The sequence below is a fragment of the Enterobacter sp. genome, from assembly GCF_977039595.1.
Genome location: NZ_CDRQYH010000032.1, coordinates 1 through 16,153, shown reverse-complemented (window position 1 = coordinate 16,153; position 16,153 = coordinate 1). Strand labels below are relative to the sequence as shown.

Below are 16,153 nucleotides of genomic sequence, written 5' to 3'. Positions count from 1 at the left end.
TACTCAGGCGACAGCCTGGCTGACTTTAGGCATGGCGAGATTCAACGCCTGTTGTTCATTCGCCTGTTCATGAAGTAATTCACCGGCAATTTCGCCTTCACGCATCACCACAATGCGGTCGGCCACGCCAAGCACCTCCGGCAGATCGCTGGAGGCGAAGAGCACCGCCACGCCGCGTTTTGCCAGTTCATAGATCACGTTATAGATCTCGTGTTTTGCCCCCACATCGATACCGCGCGTCGGCTCGTCCAGCAAAATCACCTTCATATCCTCTGACAGCCAGCGGCCTAAAATGGCTTTCTGCTGATTTCCGCCGGAAAGATTCATGATCAGCTGTTCCGGACCCGGCGTTTTGATATTCAGCGAGCGAATATGGTGGTCGGCGTTGCTCGACTCCCAGCTTTCGTTTATCAGGCAGCCTGCGCGAATAAACTTGCGGCGAGCGGAAATATTGATGTTGTCGCGTACCGAATGCACCGGAATGATCCCCTCTGCTTTACGGTCCTCCGGGCAGAGCATCATGCCCGCCCTGATCGCGTGGGCCGGTTTCTGAATATCTATCCGCTCGCCGTCAATGGAGACCTGCCCATCGGTAATACGAGTGCCGCCGAACAAGCCTTTCATTAATTCACTACGCCCCGCGCCCACCAGACCAAACAGGCCGACGATTTCGCCGCTACGAACCGATAACGAAATCGGCGTTCTGACGCCCGGTGCTTTTACGCTATCCAGGCGCAGGCGTTCCGGACCGTACTGGCGCGGCTGCCAGTGATAGATGTCACCCAGCTCGCGTCCGACCATTGCCTGAACCAGCTGGTCATGGTTCACCTGCGCCATGTCGGTAAAGGTGCGCACATAGCGTCCATCTTTAAACACGGTGATGGCATCGCTCAGGGCAAAAATCTCTTCCATTCGGTGCGAAACGTACAGGATCGTACGGCCTTCCTGACGCAATTCGCGGATCACGCGGAACAGATTTTCGATTTCACGCTTAGAGAGCGAACTGGTGGGTTCATCAAAGGCAATAATTCTGGCGTTACGCGCCAGCGCCTTGGCAATTTCAACCATCTGCCACTGGCCGATGGAGAGATATTTCAGCGGCGTCTGGGGATCGACGTCCAGACCCAGGTGTTTAAGCTGCAGCCCCGCCTCATAATTAAGTAGCGAACGATTCACCACGCCGCCTTTATGCGGGAGCTGTCCTAGATAGATATTTTCCGCCACGGTCATCTCAGGGATGAGGTGCAGCTCCTGATAGATAATGGCAACCCCTGCATTGAGCGCCGCCGTGGTATCGGCAAACGCCACCTCTTCGCCGCGAATGGCCAGCGTGCCGGTCGTGGGCGCGTAGTTGCCGCTGAGGATCTTCAACAGCGTGGATTTACCCGCGCCGTTTTCCCCCATCAGGGCGTGAACCTGGCCGGCATAGCAGTCGAAGCTGATATCGGTCAGCGCGTTAACACCGGGGAAGGTTTTCCCGATGCCGCGAAAAGAGAGATACGGATCAGACTGTCGCATAACGTCTCCGTGATTCCTGTAGTGTGCACGTCTGGCCCCTCACGATGTATGAGGGGCGCAATCACAGCGTATTACTTACCGCCCAGTCCTTTTTTCGCCAGCTCCTCTTTGAAGTTGTCGCGGGTGATCAGCACCACGTCGGTCACTTCGGTAAATTTCGGCGGTTCGGCCCCTTTGGTGACCCAGTTGTAGAGCATCTCACTGGATTTGTAGCCGTGAACGTCCGGGCTTGGCAGCAGAGAACCGTAGAAACCGGTAGCCTGCGCTTTGGACAGCTCGCTGACGGCGTCAACGCCGTTGATGCCAATCCCGATCACGTCAGGCGCTTTGAAGCCCTGGCCTTCCGTCGCGCGTACCCCGCCCAGCACGGTGTTGTCGTTCATGCCGACCACCAGCCAGTGTTTGACCTCCGGATGCTGGACGAGCATAGAGTTCGCGGCGTCGAAAGCGCCTGGGATATCGTTGGATTTGGTTGGGACCTTATAGATCTGTTTTTCCGGGAAGCCGGCTGCTTTTAGCGCATCCATTGAACCGGTAGTACGACGACGTGCGGTGTCCAGCTCGTCAGCCGTGATAGCCATCACCGCGGTCTCTTTGACATCCCAGCCGCGCTTTTGCATCTCTTTATAGAGCTCCTGGCCCTGGCGTTCGCCAATTTTTGTCGCCGCCATCATGACCAGCGGGACGGTATCCATCGGCTTGCCTTTAGCGTTGACGAACTGATCGTCAACCGCGATGACCTTCATGTCGTAACCGCGCGCCTTCGCCGCAATCGCCGATCCCAGCTTTGGATCAGGGGTACAGATAACGAAACCTTTTGCACCGCTGGCCGCAAGGCTGTCGATGGCGTTCAGGGTTTTTTCGCCGTCAGGCACGGCGATTTTAATGACTTCAAAACCTAAATCTTTCCCGGCTTTATCTGCGAATTTCCACTCAGTCTGGAACCAGGGCTCTTCGGGCTGTTTTACCAAAAAACCGAGTTTTAAATTCTCAGCGATAGCGGATTGTGACATAACGGCAGCCAGACCGATGGCCGCCAGCGCTTTAGTAAATTTGTGCATGGTAAACTCCAGCTTTAGCATTCTTTTCTGTAGGGAATATGTGCGTGCTTCTAATTTAATCGGACTTAAAACAAGGCATTAGCGCTTACCTCGTCATAAGCGTTATTGCTGGTGATAGTTTTAGCGGGAAATTAATCATCCATAAGAGAGCCCCATCACACCGCAGAATTACAGTAATTGCGTACATAAATTCAGCGAAAAATGACATAAAAAAGGCAGGATTTGTCAGACAAATGGAAGGGGGTTAAGCAGAATTATCCATAAGATTAGCTAAGATATCCCTGATGCTCCTCAGCGGGCAAAACGGCGCCTGGCATTAAACGGGTTCACATGCTGTTTTATCAAGAATGTATAACGCACCAGGGAAAACGTTATTCCGCAGAATTTGATTTAGCGCAATTTTATTGGCACATCATATATTCGAAACGATTAAGCCGTATTTCTCTTTTTCACGGAGCATTATTCCAACTTAATATTTTCGAAAGAGTAACAGTGTGTCACCTCAGTAAAAAACCTTAATATTTAGACACTTAAAAAGCACTCACTTCATGTCGAGCTAATTGCTTTTCTGTACTATATTAAGCTTTGTAATGTATGGTAAACACAGCCTAATTAAGAGTTTTCTTAGACCACAGACAAGGGTATGCTTATTTATATCGAACACAGGAAGTGTATTTCGGTCGACTTCGGTCACGGCAGAATGTGTATTTCTGCTCTTTTCTTCATATTTGCCTGGCGCTCAGGTTAAGCAACGGACATCACGTCCCACAGTCAATAAGGATATGAGTATGGCTACCCAAACGATGATGCAAAAACTTAACGCGCAGATGAACCTTGAGTTCTACGCCTCGAATCTGCACCTTCACTTAAGTGCATGGTGTGCCGAGAATAGCCTCACGGGATCTGCCACATTCTTTCGCTCTCAGGCGCAAAGTAACGTCACTCATATGATGCGTGTCTTTAACTTCCTGAAAGCCGCAGGGGCAAATCCTGTCGTTAAAGCTCTTGATGGGATCAACGAGAACTACTCTTGCCTGGAAGAACTGTTTCAGAAAACGCTTGAAGAGTATGAACAACGCTGCAGCACCCTCAGCAAACTGGCCGATGAAGCCAAAGCGCAGCAGGACATTACGACGCTCAGATTCTTACGCGATATGGATAAAGAGCAGCAGCAGGATGGCCTTCTGCTGAAGACGCTGGCGGATGAGATCCATAATGCGCAGCAGGCGGGTTTATGTCCTGAGCAAACCGACCGTCATCTGCTCGACATCGTGGCGGTGCAGCACCACTGAGTTTTTTGGCCTGCTCCCATCCGGAGGAGCAGGCTCCCTTCCCCTCTCCAACCTTCTGCTTTTGCTGAAATTTAACAAATCAGATCTGGCTCCCAATGATTAACCACACAACGTGTGATGATTTATTTAGTTACATAATCATTGACGAGGGAGCATCATGATCACCATTGAGTTTGTTGTCATTCTCCTCTGCCTGCTGACGGGTACGCGTTTCGGCGGAATGGGGCTTGGGTTAATCAGCGGTATTGGTCTTTTTATTTTATGTTTTGTCTTTGGTCTGCAGCCGGGTAAACCGCCGGTTGACGTTATGCTGACCATCCTTGCGGTGATTGGCTGTGCCGCTACCCTGCAAACGGCGGGTGGTCTCAACGTCATGATGCAGTTTGCTGAACGTCTTCTGCGCAAACACCCGCAGCACATCACCCTGCTCGCCCCTTTCACCACCTGGATGCTGACCTTTCTGTGCGGCACCGGGCATGTGGTCTACACGATGTTCCCCATCATTGCGGATATCGCCCTGAAGAAAGGGATCCGCCCGGAGCGTCCTATGGCCGTGGCATCGGTCGCGTCGCAGATGGCGATCACGGCTTCCCCCGTTTCCGTGGCCGTTGTGTCGCTGGTGTCCATCCTCGCAGCCCAGCATGGGATCGGCCACGCGTGGGGGATCCTGGAAATACTCGCCGTCTCGGTTCCCGCTTCACTTTTTGGCGTGGCCATTGCGGCCCTGTGGAGCTTACGCCGTGGGAAAGATTTGGCAGACGACATGGAGTTTCAGGAAAAGCTGAAAGATCCTAAGCAGCGCGAATTTATCTACGGCGGAACGGAGACGTTAATGAATCAACGTTTTCCTAAACAGGCCTACTGGTCCACGTGGATTTTCTTTGCCGGTATTGCCGTGGTCGTTCTGTTGGGTGCATTCCCTGAACTACGCCCCGCCTTTGAAGTGAAAGGCAAAATGACGGCGCTGTCGATGAACCTTGTCATTCAGATGATGATGTTAATTGCGGGCGCGGTGATGCTGATGGCCTGCAAGGTTAATGCGTCGGCCATTTCCAACGGCGCGGTATTCAAAGCCGGTATGGTCGCGATCTTCTCTGTGTTCGGCGTGGCGTGGATGAGCGATACCTATTTTCAGGCACATCTCGAGGAGTTAAAGCTGGCGCTGGAAGGCGTGGTGAAAAGCCACCCGTGGACGTATGCCATTGTACTGTTTCTGGTGTCGAAACTGGTGAACAGCCAGGCGGCGGCGCTGACGGCCGTTGCGCCTATGGGCCTCATGCTGGGCATCGACCCGAAAATGCTGATCGCCTTTTTCCCGGCATCATACGGCTATTTTGTGCTGCCAACCTATCCAAGTGATTTGGCCTGCATCGGTTTTGACCGGTCAGGCACGACCCGCATCGGGAAATTTATCATCAACCACAGCTTCATTTTGCCAGGGCTGATTGGCGTGAGCTGCGCGTGCGCGGCGAGCTACCTGCTGGTCCAGACGTTCTTCTGACAGCATCAAAGGGCGACACGTACCGTCGCCCATTTCCCTGCTTTAGTGGGATTCACCCTGCGGCGTGAATCGCAGTTCGATCAGCGCGATGGCTTTCTGGATCGCACGAAGCGTTACCGGATCTGCGGCAGCAGGATGGCTGGCGAAATCGATGTTTTTGAGCTGGGTAGACATCTTCTCGCGCACTTCGACCGGCGCAATCACGTCCAGAACATCAAGGATTTGTTTGATAACCAGCTGACAGGCGACAACGTCAGAGACAAGTTCCTGATCGGCGCTCAGGTTTTGTGACATGGGGGCTTTCTCCTTATTTAAAGGCCGCCATAGTACCAAAACACGCCCCCTGACATCTTCCCTTCAACGCCTGCAGGTATAAAAAAACCTGCCGAAGCAGGTTTTTTTATCAGAACATGGCGCCCGGCGGCACGTCTTTGAACGTGCGGCAGTAATTGGCCCACATGCTTTTCAGGATTTTGCGCAGTTTCACGATGAGGCTCCATTAACTTGTTATACAACTTTATTGTCAATGCGCCTATAATATGACCATTGTCTCAAAAATCAATATTTTTGTGATTCACATCACAATTTTCTTAGCGTGTGGCCTGACAGCGTTCATCCCGGACCCGTTGCAAAGAGTGAGGGCAGATTGTCCGGCTATTCCAGGCATTGCAGCGGACATCTGCGGGTACGATAACGTATTTCCATCCACTCAGAGCGAACCATGAAAAGAGTCATTGTAGCCGGCACACTCCTGCTGCTCGCGGGGTGCAGTATTAACCGCCAGGCTGAAGTCAGCAGCCTCGACGCGCCGAACGGCATCGTCCGCCTCGACTACGGCCAGGCAGCGCTGCAAAATGCGTATTCCGATGAGTATGTGAATAACGGCACGGCGGCAAAAGCGTGTCAGAGCATGGGGTATGCCACCGCCTCAGCCTATGGTCAGCCCATTAAAACCTGTACCCTGACAAGCGGTTCTCTGTGCCTGAACGAGAGCGTGACTATCCAGTACAAATGTATGGGTTACGCCGTTAATCCTAAGTCAAATAATCCGTGGTATTAATCGAAGCTGCCAGCGTGTGCTGGCAGTTTATTTCATTATGAACAAAAATAATTCTCATTAATACATTATAAAAATCGCCAATGCGTTTTATTCCCATTCGTATTTTGAATAAATAAAATAATAATTTTACGTTTTGCAAATAATTAAATAACAAATTATAGTGTCGCTCATTGTGGACCAGAAATAATAATCCGGAGCGTCAACATGCTGAAAACTGAAATGATCGACAAGCTCAACGCACAAATGAATCTTGAGCTTTTTTCATCCCTGCTCTACCAGCAGATGAGCGCCTGGTGCAGCTACCACAGCTTCGAAGGTGCGGCCGCGTTTCTGCGTCGTCACGCTCAGGAAGAGATGACCCACATGCAGCGTCTGTTTGATTATCTGACAGATACGGGCAGCCTGCCGCGCATTGACACCGTGGCCTCACCGTTTGCTGAGTATAATTCTCTCGATGAACTGTTCCGCGCCACCTACGAGCACGAGCAGCTGATCACCCAGAAAATTAACGAACTGGTTCATGCTGCGATGACCAGCCAGGATTATCCAACCTTTAATTTCCTGCAGTGGTACGTCGCTGAACAACACGAAGAAGAGAAGCTGTTTAAATCCGTGCTGGATAAATTATCTCTGGTGGGGAAATCTGGCGAAGGTCTTTACTTTATTGATAAAGAACTTTCCACGCTTGATACGCAGAATTAATATCAGCGCGGTGTCGGTTTCCGGCACCGCGTTAATTTACATACACCCCGCACAGCTGGTGCAGCGCCAGTCGTGGGGATTCACGGCCTGGTAAAAATAGCGGTAGCTGGCCGTCTCGAGCGGAATACCCACCTCGAAGAACATATCCGTTAACCAGTCGACATTCTCGATTATCCACTCATCTTCCTGTAAGCCTTGCGCAAAGGTTTCATCTTCAGGATCGATAACCGAATAGATCCCCCAGGTGCCCATATCCTTTTCGCAACGGGACTCGGGAAGATTCAGGGGCTGGTTCTGCCAGCTGATTATCCAGTGGCCATGGCACAACAGGTTACCTCCCCGACTCCACGCCGCGGTAAAAGGATTCTCACCTGCCATAAAACCCTCACTTAATTTGATAATTTATACTTATTGTTTACGTTACGCCGGAACGTCGCGCAGCAACATTGCCCTTATGAAGTAGGCAGAGGCCTATAAAGGATCAGAGGGTCATCATTTCGTAAACCATTCATTACACTAGTTGTAACGGTGATTTGACGAACTACGGCTTTTCCCTTACTCTGCGCCGCAGATTTTGTCGCGGTTAAGCATCGTTGTAGAGGAAAGCGTGAAAAACAGAACCCTGGGAAGTATTTTTATCGTCGCCGGAACGACGATTGGCGCAGGAATGCTGGCAATGCCACTGGCGGCCGCGGGCGTGGGATTTGGCATGACCCTGCTGCTGCTGGGAACGCTCTGGGCGCTGATGTGTTACACCGCCCTGCTGCTGCTTGAGGTTTACCAGCACGTGCCCGCTGACACCGGTCTGGGTTCGCTTGCGGCGCGCTATCTGGGACGCTACGGCCAGTGGATAACCGGCTTTAGCATGATGTTCCTGATGTACGCCCTGACCGCCGCTTACATTAGCGGCGCTGGGGAATTGATTGCCTCCAGCGTCAACGACTGGTTTGGCTCTGACATTACCCCTGCAACGGGCGCCATCTTCTTTGCACTCATCGGCGGCGGCGTGGTCTGCGTGGGAACGTCGCTGGTCGATCTGTTTAACCGCTTTCTGTTCAGCGCCAAAATTCTCTTCCTCATTATCATGCTGGTGCTGCTGGCCCCGCACGTGCACAAGGTCAACCTGCTTACGCTGCCGCTGGAAAAAGGTCTGGCGCTCTCCGCTATCCCGGTCATTTTCACCTCGTTTGGCTTCCACGGCAGCGTGCCGAGCATCGTCAGCTATATGAACGGCGATATCCGCAAGCTGCGCCGCGTTTTTGTTATCGGCAGCGCGATCCCGCTGATCGCCTATATTTTCTGGCAGTTGGTAACGCTGGGCAGCATTGACTCTTCAACCTTTATTGGGCTCATGGCGCAACACGCTGGCCTGAACGGTTTTCTGCTCGCCCTGCGCGAGGTCGTCACCTCCCCGCACGTTGAGCTGGCGGTACACCTGTTTGCCGACCTGGCGCTGGCAACCTCGTTCCTGGGCGTGGCGCTCGGCCTGTTTGATTACCTGGCCGACCTGTTCCAGCGTCGTAATACCGCCGCGGGACGGTTACAGACGGGCGCAATCACCTTCCTGCCGCCGCTGGCGTTCGCGCTGTTTTACCCACGCGGGTTTGTGATGGCGCTGGGGTACGCAGGGGTAGCGCTCTCGATCCTTGCCCTCCTCCTCCCCTCCCTGCTGGCATGGAAAAGCCGTCAGCAGCACTCTCAGCAGGGGTACCGCGTGGCGGGGGGAAAACCGCTGCTGTGCGTTGTGTTTGGCTGCGGGGTGGTGATTATTCTGGTGCAGGTGTTGATTGCAGCAGGGATGCTGCCGGAAGTGGGTTGAATAAAAGGGGCTGTCATCAGCCCCTTTTTTATCAGTGCAAACAGCAGCTCTTAAACTTCTTCCCGCTGCCGCAAGGACACGGATCGTTACGCCCGACTTTCGTGCCGTTCACAATCGGCTTCTTCGCTTCCGGCTGCTGCGGGTTGTTTACCCAGTAATTATACAGGCGCAGTGCCGCAGGCTGGATGCTCTCGATGCTTGCGATATATTCTTCTTCGGACAGTTCATCCAGCTTTTCGCTGTTCTCTTCCGTCCCGTGCAGCGCAATCACATCAAGATCGGCCTTCAGGGCTTCCGGCAAGGCAGACCAGTCCGTCAGCGCCACGCCGCGCATGTAGCCATAGCACCACTCTTCCACCACGGTATAGCTCTCGCCGTCCACGTCGTTATAGCCAAACATCGGTTCGAACTGATCCGGGTATTCGCTCAGACGCTCGGCAATATCGTTCATGTGCTTAAAGCAGAGATCGATAAAACGGTTCATCTCACGATCGTTTTTCCAGCGCGGAATGTACTTCTCGCCCCCCCACACCGCCACCAGCCAGGCATCTGGCTCAACGACAACAGGACCGGAAAGCACTGCGGTAAGCATGCCGTCCAGTTCGGACACGTCAATCACGGACGCGTCATCATGACCGTAAGACATTAACGTCTCTTCAAGCCACGCCATTTCGCTTTCATTCAATGGGCCTTCAGTCATCGCTGATACTCCTGCAAAAAAGGAAACGATCCTAACACATATCTCACCCCTCTCCGGGGTGAAGTTTAGGTCTTTATTGCTGCAAAAACGTGCAAACCGTGACCTTTGCACAACTTATGGGCTTTATTGTTAACGATATGTGATCTCCGCTGTAATTTCTTCTCCTCCCCTAAGGCGGCATAACGCGGCGCTCTATACTCAAACATGTCACATGCCCGTCAATGGGTTAGCCATTCTGGCAACGTTTTTGCTTAACGTTCTTCGCGCGTCTCTGCGCAGGGAAATCTCGCCGTAATATGCAGGATGCCGTCTGTATCTTGTTCGTTTAGTGCATTTTGTTCTTGCTCGTGTTTCGGATTGGCTGCGCCGTCGGGCGTTCGGGTTTACACCGTGGTGCAAAAACCTCTTTGCTAAGGAACATTATAATGTCGCTGAAATTTATCAGAACTCCTCTTTCTCTTGTGTTGGCCGGTTGCCTGGTGACGGCGTTTTCCGCCCGGGCAGATATTGTGATTGGCGTGGCCGGGCCGTTCACGGGTCCGAATGCCACCTATGGCGATCAGTACTGGCACGGCGCAACGCAGGCCGCTGAAGACATTAATGCCGCAGGCGGCATTAACGGCGAGAAGATCAAACTGGTTCAGGGGGATGATGCCTGCGAGCCCAAGCAGGCCGTGGCCGTCGCTAACCGTTTAGTTGACCAGGATAAAGTCAACGCCGTGGTCGGCCATTTCTGCTCCTCTTCCACCATGCCCGCCTCCGAGGTGTATAGCGACGCGGGCATTATTGCGATTACCCCCGGCTCCACTAACCCGCTGATTACCGAACGCGGTATGAGCGACATGTTCCGCATGTGCGGCCGCGACGACCAGCAGGGCCAGGTTGCCAGCGACTTCATCATCGACAAGCTGAAAGCCAAGCGCGTGGTGATTATTCACGACAAAGACACCTATGGTCAGGGTCTGGCTGACGCCACCAAAGCGGCGCTGGCGAAACGCGGGGTTCAGGATGTGATGTACGAAGGGTTATCCCGCGGTGAAAAAGACTTTAACGCGCTGGTCACCAAGATCGGCGCGCAAAAACCGGACGTCGTGTTCTTCGGGGGCTGTCATCCGGAAGCCGGCCCGCTGGTTCGCCAGATGCGTGAGCAGGGCGTGCAGGCGAAATTCTTCTCCGGGGACTGTATCGTCAACGAAGAGATGGTGACCGCGGCGGGCGGCCCGCAATATACCAATGGCATTTACATGACCTTCGGTAAAGATCCGCGCCTGATCCCGGACGGCAAAGCGGTAATCGAGAAATTCCGCGCCGGTAAATTCGAGCCGGAAGGTTACACCCTGTACTCCTACGCCTCGGTACAGGCGATTGCCGCGGCCTTCAAGGCCACCGGCGGCAAGGACTCTGCCAAAGCCAGCGAGTGGCTGAAGGCCAATTCCGTTGACACGGTGATGGGCAAAAAAGCCTGGGACAGCAAAGGCGATCTGAAAGTCTCTGACTACGTGGTTTACCAGTGGGACGACAAAGGAAAATATAAGGAAGTGGAGTAACGGGACGGAGTCACGCTCAACGTCGATGGGCTCGCCCGTCGGCGCGTAATAAACATCAGGCTGCGCGGCTCGCGCAGCCTATAAAACGAGCGCGCTAAGATGAGTACATTCTTCCTGCAACAGTTAATCAATGGCTTAACGCTGGGTTCCGTCTACGGCCTGATCGCCATCGGCTACACCATGGTGTACGGCATTATCGGCATGATTAATTTCGCCCACGGCGAAGTGTATATGATTTCCGCCTATCTCTGCGCCATTGGCCTGGCGCTGCTCTCATTCTTCGGCCTGCAGTCCTTCCCGCTGCTGATCCTCGGCACGCTGGTGTTCACCATTGTGGTCACCGGGGTGTACGGCTGGACCATCGAGCGTATCGCCTATAAGCCGCTGCGCAACTCCACGCGCCTGGCACCGCTGATCTCCGCCATCGGGATATCGCTTATCCTGCAAAACTACGCGCAGCTGAGCCAGGGCCCGCGCCAGCAAGGGGTGCCGACCATGCTGGACGGCGTGATTCGCCTGCATCTGGGCGACGGGTTCGTGCAGATAACCTACACCAAAGTGTTTATTCTGGTGGCCTCGTTTGCCGGCATGCTGGTGCTCACCTGGATAATCAATCGTACCCGGCTGGGGCGAATGTGCCGCGCGGTCCAGCAGGATCGTAAGATGGCCTCCATTCTGGGGATTAACACCGACCGGATTATTTCGCTTGTCTTTGTTATCGGCGCAGCGATGGCGGGCCTGGCGGGGGTGCTGATCACCATGAACTACGGCACCTTTGATTTCTACGTCGGGTTCGTGATCGGTATAAAAGCCTTTACGGCGGCGGTACTCGGCGGCATCGGCTCCCTCCCTGGCGCCATGCTCGGTGGCCTTATCCTGGGCGTGGCGGAAGCCCAGTTTTCGGGCATGGTGAACTCGGACTATAAAGACGTCTTCTCGTTCGGCCTGCTGGTCATGATCCTTATTTTCCGTCCCCAGGGACTGCTCGGGCGCCCGGTTGTGGCCAAGGTGTGAAGGAGAGAATGATGACATCACACGGCTTTTCACTTAAACGCTGCATGTTGGACGCGATCTTTTCCGGGCTGGTTGCGCTGATTATCTTCGGCCCCATTGCGGGCGTGGTGCTGGACGGGTACAGCTTTACCTTCGCCGGGCAGCGCCTGGCCTGGATGGTGGGCACCGTAATGCTCGGACGTTTTCTGTTGAGCGCCTTTTTAGGTACCGCCGCGGGCGCCCGTTTCCAGGCACGCTTCGAAGCCGATAGCGCAGGCGTATATGTCCGGCCACCGGAATACAAAAGCCGCATGCGCTGGATTATTCCTCTGGTGATTGCTCTTGCGATTTGCTTTCCGTTTGTTGCCACTAAATATGTGCTGACCGTCGCCATTCTCGGGCTGATCTACGTGCTTCTCGGTCTGGGGCTGAACATCGTCGTGGGTCTGGCCGGTCTGCTGGATCTGGGATATGTCGCGTTCTACGCGATTGGGGCGTACGGTCTGGCGCTGGGGTACCAGTATCTCGGCTTAGGCTTCTGGAGCATGCTGCCGCTGGCGGCGATCATGGCCGCCGCCGCAGGCGCCCTGCTCGGTTTCCCGGTACTGCGCATGCACGGTGACTATCTGGCCATCGTCACCCTCGGGTTCGGGGAGATTATTCGCCTGATACTGAACAACTGGCTGACCTTCACCGGCGGCCCAAACGGCGTGTCGGCCCCTCCCCCCACTTTTTTCGGCCTGGAATTTGGACGACGCGCGAAAGAAGGCGGCGTGCCCTTCCACGAATTTTTCCACCTGACCTACAACCCGAACATGAAGTTTATTTTTATCTACGCGGTGCTGTTCCTGGTGGTGATGCTGGTGCTCTACATTAAGCACCGCCTGACGCGAATGCCGATTGGTCGGGCGTGGGAAGCGCTGCGTGAAGACGAAATTGCCTGCCGCTCAATGGGGCTGAATCATGTTCTGGTTAAGCTTTCCGCCTTTACGCTGGGCGCGTCGACCGCGGGCATTGCCGGGGTGTTCTTCGCCACCTATCAGGGGTTCGTGAATCCTACCTCGTTTACCTTCTTTGAATCGGCACTGATCCTCGCCATTGTGGTGCTGGGCGGTATGGGCTCTACGCTTGGCGTGGTGCTGGCCGCCTTTGTGCTCACGGTAACGCCGGAACTGCTGCGCAGTTTTGCCGAGTACCGCGTCCTGCTGTTTGGCATGCTGATGGTGGTGATGATGATCTGGCGTCCACGCGGTTTGATCCGCATCAACCGCAACGGGTTTGCCGTGCGTAAGGGCGTCGCACCATGAACGGAACGATACTGCGCGTTGAACATCTGATGATGCACTTCGGCGGGATTAAAGCGCTAAACGACGTCAACCTGGACGTGAAGCGTGGCTCCATTACCGCCCTGATTGGGCCAAACGGAGCGGGAAAAACAACTGTGTTTAACTGCCTGACGGGCTTCTACAGAGCCTCCGGCGGCAACATTTTATTTAATACCCGCCATAAAACGACCAACGTCATTCAGGTCCTCGGACAAAAATTCCAGCCCGGCGACTGGATTAACCCCGCGCAGTTCGGGCAGCGTCTGTTCTACAAAATGTTCGGCGGCACGCATCTGGTTAACCGAGCCGGGCTGGCACGCACGTTTCAAAATATCCGTCTTTTTCGTGAGATGTCGGTCGTTGAAAACCTGCTGGTCGCGCAGCATATGCGCGTTAACCGCAATCTGCTTGCCGGGATCCTGAATACGCCGTCCTACCGGCGGGCAGAAAGCGACGCCCTGGATAGAGCCTTTTACTGGCTGGAAGTGGTGGATCTGGTGGAGTGCGCCAATCGCCTGGCGGGAGAGATGTCCTACGGCCAGCAGCGGCGACTGGAAATCGCGCGGGCAATGTGTACCGGGCCGGAAATGTTCTGTCTGGATGAACCCGCAGCCGGACTGAACCCGGTTGAAACGCATAAGCTAAGCAGCATTATTCGCTTTCTGCGGGATCATCATGACATCACGGTATTGCTGATTGAGCATGATATGGGGATGGTGATGGAAATTTCGGACGACATTATCGTGCTCGACCACGGCGATGTGATTGCCAGGGGGAAACCCGAGCAGATCCAGCATGATGAAAAGGTCATTGCCGCCTACCTGGGCACGGATGAAAGCGAGGTCTCCCTATGAGCGAACCGCTGCTGGCTTTTCGCGAAGTGGATGTGTTTTACGGCGTCATTCAGGCGCTGAAGCAGGTCTCTCTTGAGGTGAATAAGGGGGAAACCGTGGCGCTGATTGGCGCAAACGGCGCGGGTAAATCGACATTGCTGATGTCCATCTTTGGTCAACCCCGTATCCGCAGCGGGCAGATCCTGTTCTGTGGTGAAGACATCAGCCATCAATCCACCCACTACGTCGCGTCCGGCGGCATTGCGCAGGCGCCGGAAGGCAGACGAATTTTTCCGGATATGACCGTTGAAGAGAATCTGCTGATGGGGACCATCCCCATCGGCAGCCAGTTTGCGGCTGAAGATATGCAAACCATGTTTGACCTTTTCCCTCGCCTGAAAGAGCGGCGCAAGCAGCGCGCGATGACCATGTCCGGTGGCGAACAGCAGATGCTGGCGATCGCCCGGGCGCTGATGAGCCGTCCGAAGCTGCTGCTGCTGGATGAACCGAGCCTCGGTCTGGCGCCGATTGTGGTGAAACAGATCTTCCAGACCCTGCGCGAGCTGGCCCGTAACGGCATGACCATTTTTCTGGTGGAGCAAAATGCGCATCACGCTCTGAAGCTCTCTGACCGCGGGTATGTGATGGTAAACGGACAGATCAGGTTGACCGGCAGCGGTGAAGAGCTGCTGGGGAATCAGGAGGTGAGGAAGGCGTATTTGGGCGGGGTGTGATTTGATACCTGCCTAATGCGCTTATACAGTGATGGACCATTTCGGCACATACGGAATAGAAGAATTAGAGGATATCTTAGTCGATATCGCCTCTTTATTTAGATTGCTTCCGGCAATTCTTACAGGTTTGCTAGTAAGGAAAGTAGTAAAACGAATCTAATTTATGAGCCTTCAGGGGTAGCGTCGAAGGATTCTTTTGACCCGGAAACGCAAAACCCCTAATCGTTGGATGTCCAACTTTCGGGGTTCACTTCATTTCGGTGGTCACACGATAACGTCGTTAAATAAAACTGTCGTCGTCATTGCTGTAGTCGTCATCTACATCGTCGTTCAGCCAGGCGTCGTTATTATTGCCGAGCGGATCGTTCTGGTTGAGGAAACGGGTGTCAGAGACGTTATTGAAGTCGCCGTATTGATTACCGACAAACGGTTCACCACCGACGGGTATTGTCGGTTCTTCGATGATGTTCACTATCTCTTCCGGCCGCGACTGATGGAACATGCTGGTAAGCATCTCGGCCAGCGCGATGCCACCGGCCACGCCAGCCGCTGTCTGGAGCGCGCCAGCCATAAAACCGCCGCCGCGAGTAGCCGGCGCTGGCGCCCGAGAGTAATCCTGCGCCGGCGGCTGTTGCGGCTGGGCATTCCAGCTGTTGTCAGGCTGCGGGTTACTTTTCCCGCCACCAAACAGGCCGCCGAGGAAACTGCCGCCCGTCGAGGGTTTGCTTTTTTGCGCGGCTAATTCGCTTTCCAGCTCCTGAACCCTGGACTGCAGGCGTTTCAGCGCCGCTTCCTGAATCAAAATCGATTGCGCCATATAGTAGGGGGCCGCAGGCTGCTGTCTGACGAATTCAGCGATCTGACGCTCCGCATCTGCATCCCGTTGGCTGTTTTGTTGTCCGGCCTGTTTAAGACGCTCGAAAAGGCCGTTGATAAGCTGCTGTTCTTCATATTGCATGACAATAACCTTCCGCTCTCCGGGGTGGATACCAACCAGTTTATCAGCGGCGGCAACCTGTGTCTGACCAGTGAAATGTTTGTTTAAGATTGGTTGCAGGTTATCTGAAA

At 54.1% G+C, this 16,153-nt stretch carries 17 protein-coding genes; 10 read left to right on the top strand and 7 right to left on the bottom strand.

Features of this window, described 5'->3' with window-relative positions; translation table 11 throughout:
- Positions 1–3 precede the first annotated feature (3 nt).
- Both araG and araF read right to left on the bottom strand, forming a co-directional pair.
- On the bottom strand, positions 4–1,518 hold the full coding sequence (gene araG / locus ACWYRJ_RS11700; protein ID WP_455507930.1) for an L-arabinose ABC transporter ATP-binding protein AraG: 1,515 nt from the start codon (positions 1,516–1,518) through the stop codon (positions 4–6).
- A 71-nt stretch (positions 1,519–1,589) separates the two neighbouring features.
- Entirely contained in the window at positions 1,590–2,579 is a 990-nt protein-coding gene (gene araF / locus ACWYRJ_RS11695) for an arabinose ABC transporter substrate-binding protein AraF (protein ID WP_003859687.1), read from the bottom strand.
- A 788-nt stretch (positions 2,580–3,367) separates the two neighbouring features.
- Here araF and ACWYRJ_RS11690 point away from each other — a divergent pair.
- Positions 3,368–3,871 (top strand): non-heme ferritin-like protein, encoded by a 504-nt coding sequence (locus ACWYRJ_RS11690; protein ID WP_111964842.1) that lies wholly within the window; start codon positions 3,368–3,370, stop codon positions 3,869–3,871.
- A 157-nt stretch (positions 3,872–4,028) separates the two neighbouring features.
- Positions 4,029–5,372, top strand: coding sequence for an anaerobic C4-dicarboxylate transporter (locus ACWYRJ_RS11685; RefSeq protein ID WP_455507929.1), 1,344 nt, complete (start codon positions 4,029–4,031; stop codon positions 5,370–5,372).
- A 42-nt stretch (positions 5,373–5,414) separates the two neighbouring features.
- Here ACWYRJ_RS11685 and ACWYRJ_RS11680 read toward each other — a convergent pair whose 3' ends face one another.
- Together ACWYRJ_RS11680 and azuC are read right to left on the bottom strand one after the other, a co-directional pair.
- Positions 5,415–5,666 carry a DUF2766 family protein gene (locus ACWYRJ_RS11680; RefSeq protein WP_008500405.1) on the bottom strand — a complete coding sequence of 84 codons (252 nt, stop codon included), beginning with the start codon at positions 5,664–5,666 and terminating at the stop codon, positions 5,415–5,417.
- 109 nt (positions 5,667–5,775) lie between these two features.
- Positions 5,776–5,859: a stress response protein AzuC gene (azuC, locus tag ACWYRJ_RS11675; protein ID WP_014884364.1), complete on the bottom strand. Its 84-nt coding sequence runs from the start codon at positions 5,857–5,859 to the stop codon at positions 5,776–5,778.
- Between the two features lie 234 nt (positions 5,860–6,093).
- Between azuC and yecR the strand changes: the two genes are divergently transcribed.
- Together yecR and ftnA are read left to right on the top strand one after the other, a co-directional pair.
- The gene (gene yecR, locus ACWYRJ_RS11670; RefSeq protein ID WP_111964844.1) at positions 6,094–6,432 is read left to right on the top strand and encodes a YecR family lipoprotein; all 339 of its coding nucleotides are present in this window, start codon (positions 6,094–6,096) and stop codon (positions 6,430–6,432) included.
- A 204-nt stretch (positions 6,433–6,636) separates the two neighbouring features.
- Positions 6,637–7,134: a non-heme ferritin gene (gene ftnA / locus ACWYRJ_RS11665; protein WP_111964846.1), complete on the top strand. Its 498-nt coding sequence runs from the start codon at positions 6,637–6,639 to the stop codon at positions 7,132–7,134.
- A gap of 36 nt (positions 7,135–7,170) precedes the next feature.
- Here the strand turns inward: ftnA and ACWYRJ_RS11660 are convergent, their stop codons facing one another.
- A complete protein-coding gene (locus ACWYRJ_RS11660; RefSeq protein WP_111964847.1) occupies positions 7,171–7,512 on the bottom strand; it encodes a hypothetical protein in 342 nt (113 codons plus the stop codon).
- Positions 7,513–7,741: 229 nt separating this feature from the next.
- On the opposite strand from ACWYRJ_RS11660, the gene tyrP reads away from it, so the two are divergent.
- Positions 7,742–8,953 (top strand): tyrosine transporter TyrP, encoded by a 1,212-nt coding sequence (gene tyrP / locus ACWYRJ_RS11655; protein ID WP_111964848.1) that lies wholly within the window; start codon positions 7,742–7,744, stop codon positions 8,951–8,953.
- Between the two features lie 31 nt (positions 8,954–8,984).
- Here tyrP and ACWYRJ_RS11650 read toward each other — a convergent pair whose 3' ends face one another.
- Complete coding sequence (locus ACWYRJ_RS11650; RefSeq protein WP_111964849.1) at positions 8,985–9,653, bottom strand: YecA/YgfB family protein; 669 nt, start codon at positions 9,651–9,653, stop codon at positions 8,985–8,987.
- A 425-nt stretch (positions 9,654–10,078) separates the two neighbouring features.
- On the opposite strand from ACWYRJ_RS11650, the gene ACWYRJ_RS11645 reads away from it, so the two are divergent.
- From ACWYRJ_RS11645 to ACWYRJ_RS11625, 5 genes are all read left to right on the top strand, one after another.
- On the top strand, positions 10,079–11,200 hold the full coding sequence (locus ACWYRJ_RS11645; protein ID WP_008500398.1) for a branched-chain amino acid ABC transporter substrate-binding protein: 1,122 nt from the start codon (positions 10,079–10,081) through the stop codon (positions 11,198–11,200).
- A 99-nt stretch (positions 11,201–11,299) separates the two neighbouring features.
- Positions 11,300–12,214 carry an ABC transporter permease subunit gene (locus tag ACWYRJ_RS11640; protein ID WP_455507928.1) on the top strand — a complete coding sequence of 305 codons (915 nt, stop codon included), beginning with the start codon at positions 11,300–11,302 and terminating at the stop codon, positions 12,212–12,214.
- An 11-nt stretch (positions 12,215–12,225) separates the two neighbouring features.
- Complete coding sequence (livM, locus tag ACWYRJ_RS11635; protein WP_455507936.1) at positions 12,226–13,500, top strand: high-affinity branched-chain amino acid ABC transporter permease LivM; 1,275 nt, start codon at positions 12,226–12,228, stop codon at positions 13,498–13,500.
- A complete protein-coding gene (locus ACWYRJ_RS11630; protein WP_455507927.1) occupies positions 13,497–14,372 on the top strand; it encodes an ATP-binding cassette domain-containing protein in 876 nt (291 codons plus the stop codon). Before livM ends, ACWYRJ_RS11630 begins: the two co-directional genes overlap by 4 nt.
- Positions 14,369–15,085, top strand: coding sequence for an ABC transporter ATP-binding protein (locus ACWYRJ_RS11625; RefSeq protein WP_302235223.1), 717 nt, complete (start codon positions 14,369–14,371; stop codon positions 15,083–15,085). The genes ACWYRJ_RS11630 and ACWYRJ_RS11625 overlap by 4 nt, the downstream gene beginning before the upstream one ends.
- 280 nt (positions 15,086–15,365) lie before the next feature.
- Here the strand turns inward: ACWYRJ_RS11625 and ACWYRJ_RS11620 are convergent, their stop codons facing one another.
- On the bottom strand, positions 15,366–16,043 hold the full coding sequence (locus ACWYRJ_RS11620) for a DUF2076 domain-containing protein (RefSeq protein WP_455507926.1): 678 nt from the start codon (positions 16,041–16,043) through the stop codon (positions 15,366–15,368).
- Positions 16,044–16,153: the final 110 nt, after the last annotated feature.

Coding starts and splice junctions, on each gene's coding strand:
- araG (WP_455507930.1), bottom strand. CDS start 1,518: ATGCGACAGTCTGATCCGTATCTCTCTTTTCGCGGCATCGGGAAAACC.
- araF (WP_003859687.1), bottom strand. CDS start 2,579: ATGCACAAATTTACTAAAGCGCTGGCGGCCATCGGTCTGGCTGCCGTT.
- ACWYRJ_RS11690 (WP_111964842.1), top strand. CDS start 3,368: ATGGCTACCCAAACGATGATGCAAAAACTTAACGCGCAGATGAACCTT.
- ACWYRJ_RS11685 (WP_455507929.1), top strand. CDS start 4,029: ATGATCACCATTGAGTTTGTTGTCATTCTCCTCTGCCTGCTGACGGGT.
- ACWYRJ_RS11680 (WP_008500405.1), bottom strand. CDS start 5,666: ATGTCACAAAACCTGAGCGCCGATCAGGAACTTGTCTCTGACGTTGTC.
- yecR (WP_111964844.1), top strand. CDS start 6,094: ATGAAAAGAGTCATTGTAGCCGGCACACTCCTGCTGCTCGCGGGGTGC.
- ftnA (WP_111964846.1), top strand. CDS start 6,637: ATGCTGAAAACTGAAATGATCGACAAGCTCAACGCACAAATGAATCTT.
- ACWYRJ_RS11660 (WP_111964847.1), bottom strand. CDS start 7,512: ATGGCAGGTGAGAATCCTTTTACCGCGGCGTGGAGTCGGGGAGGTAAC.
- ACWYRJ_RS11650 (WP_111964849.1), bottom strand. CDS start 9,653: ATGACTGAAGGCCCATTGAATGAAAGCGAAATGGCGTGGCTTGAAGAG.
- ACWYRJ_RS11645 (WP_008500398.1), top strand. CDS start 10,079: ATGTCGCTGAAATTTATCAGAACTCCTCTTTCTCTTGTGTTGGCCGGT.
- ACWYRJ_RS11640 (WP_455507928.1), top strand. CDS start 11,300: ATGAGTACATTCTTCCTGCAACAGTTAATCAATGGCTTAACGCTGGGT.
- livM (WP_455507936.1), top strand. CDS start 12,226: ATGACATCACACGGCTTTTCACTTAAACGCTGCATGTTGGACGCGATC.
- ACWYRJ_RS11630 (WP_455507927.1), top strand. CDS start 13,497: ATGAACGGAACGATACTGCGCGTTGAACATCTGATGATGCACTTCGGC.
- ACWYRJ_RS11625 (WP_302235223.1), top strand. CDS start 14,369: ATGAGCGAACCGCTGCTGGCTTTTCGCGAAGTGGATGTGTTTTACGGC.
- ACWYRJ_RS11620 (WP_455507926.1), bottom strand. CDS start 16,043: ATGCAATATGAAGAACAGCAGCTTATCAACGGCCTTTTCGAGCGTCTT.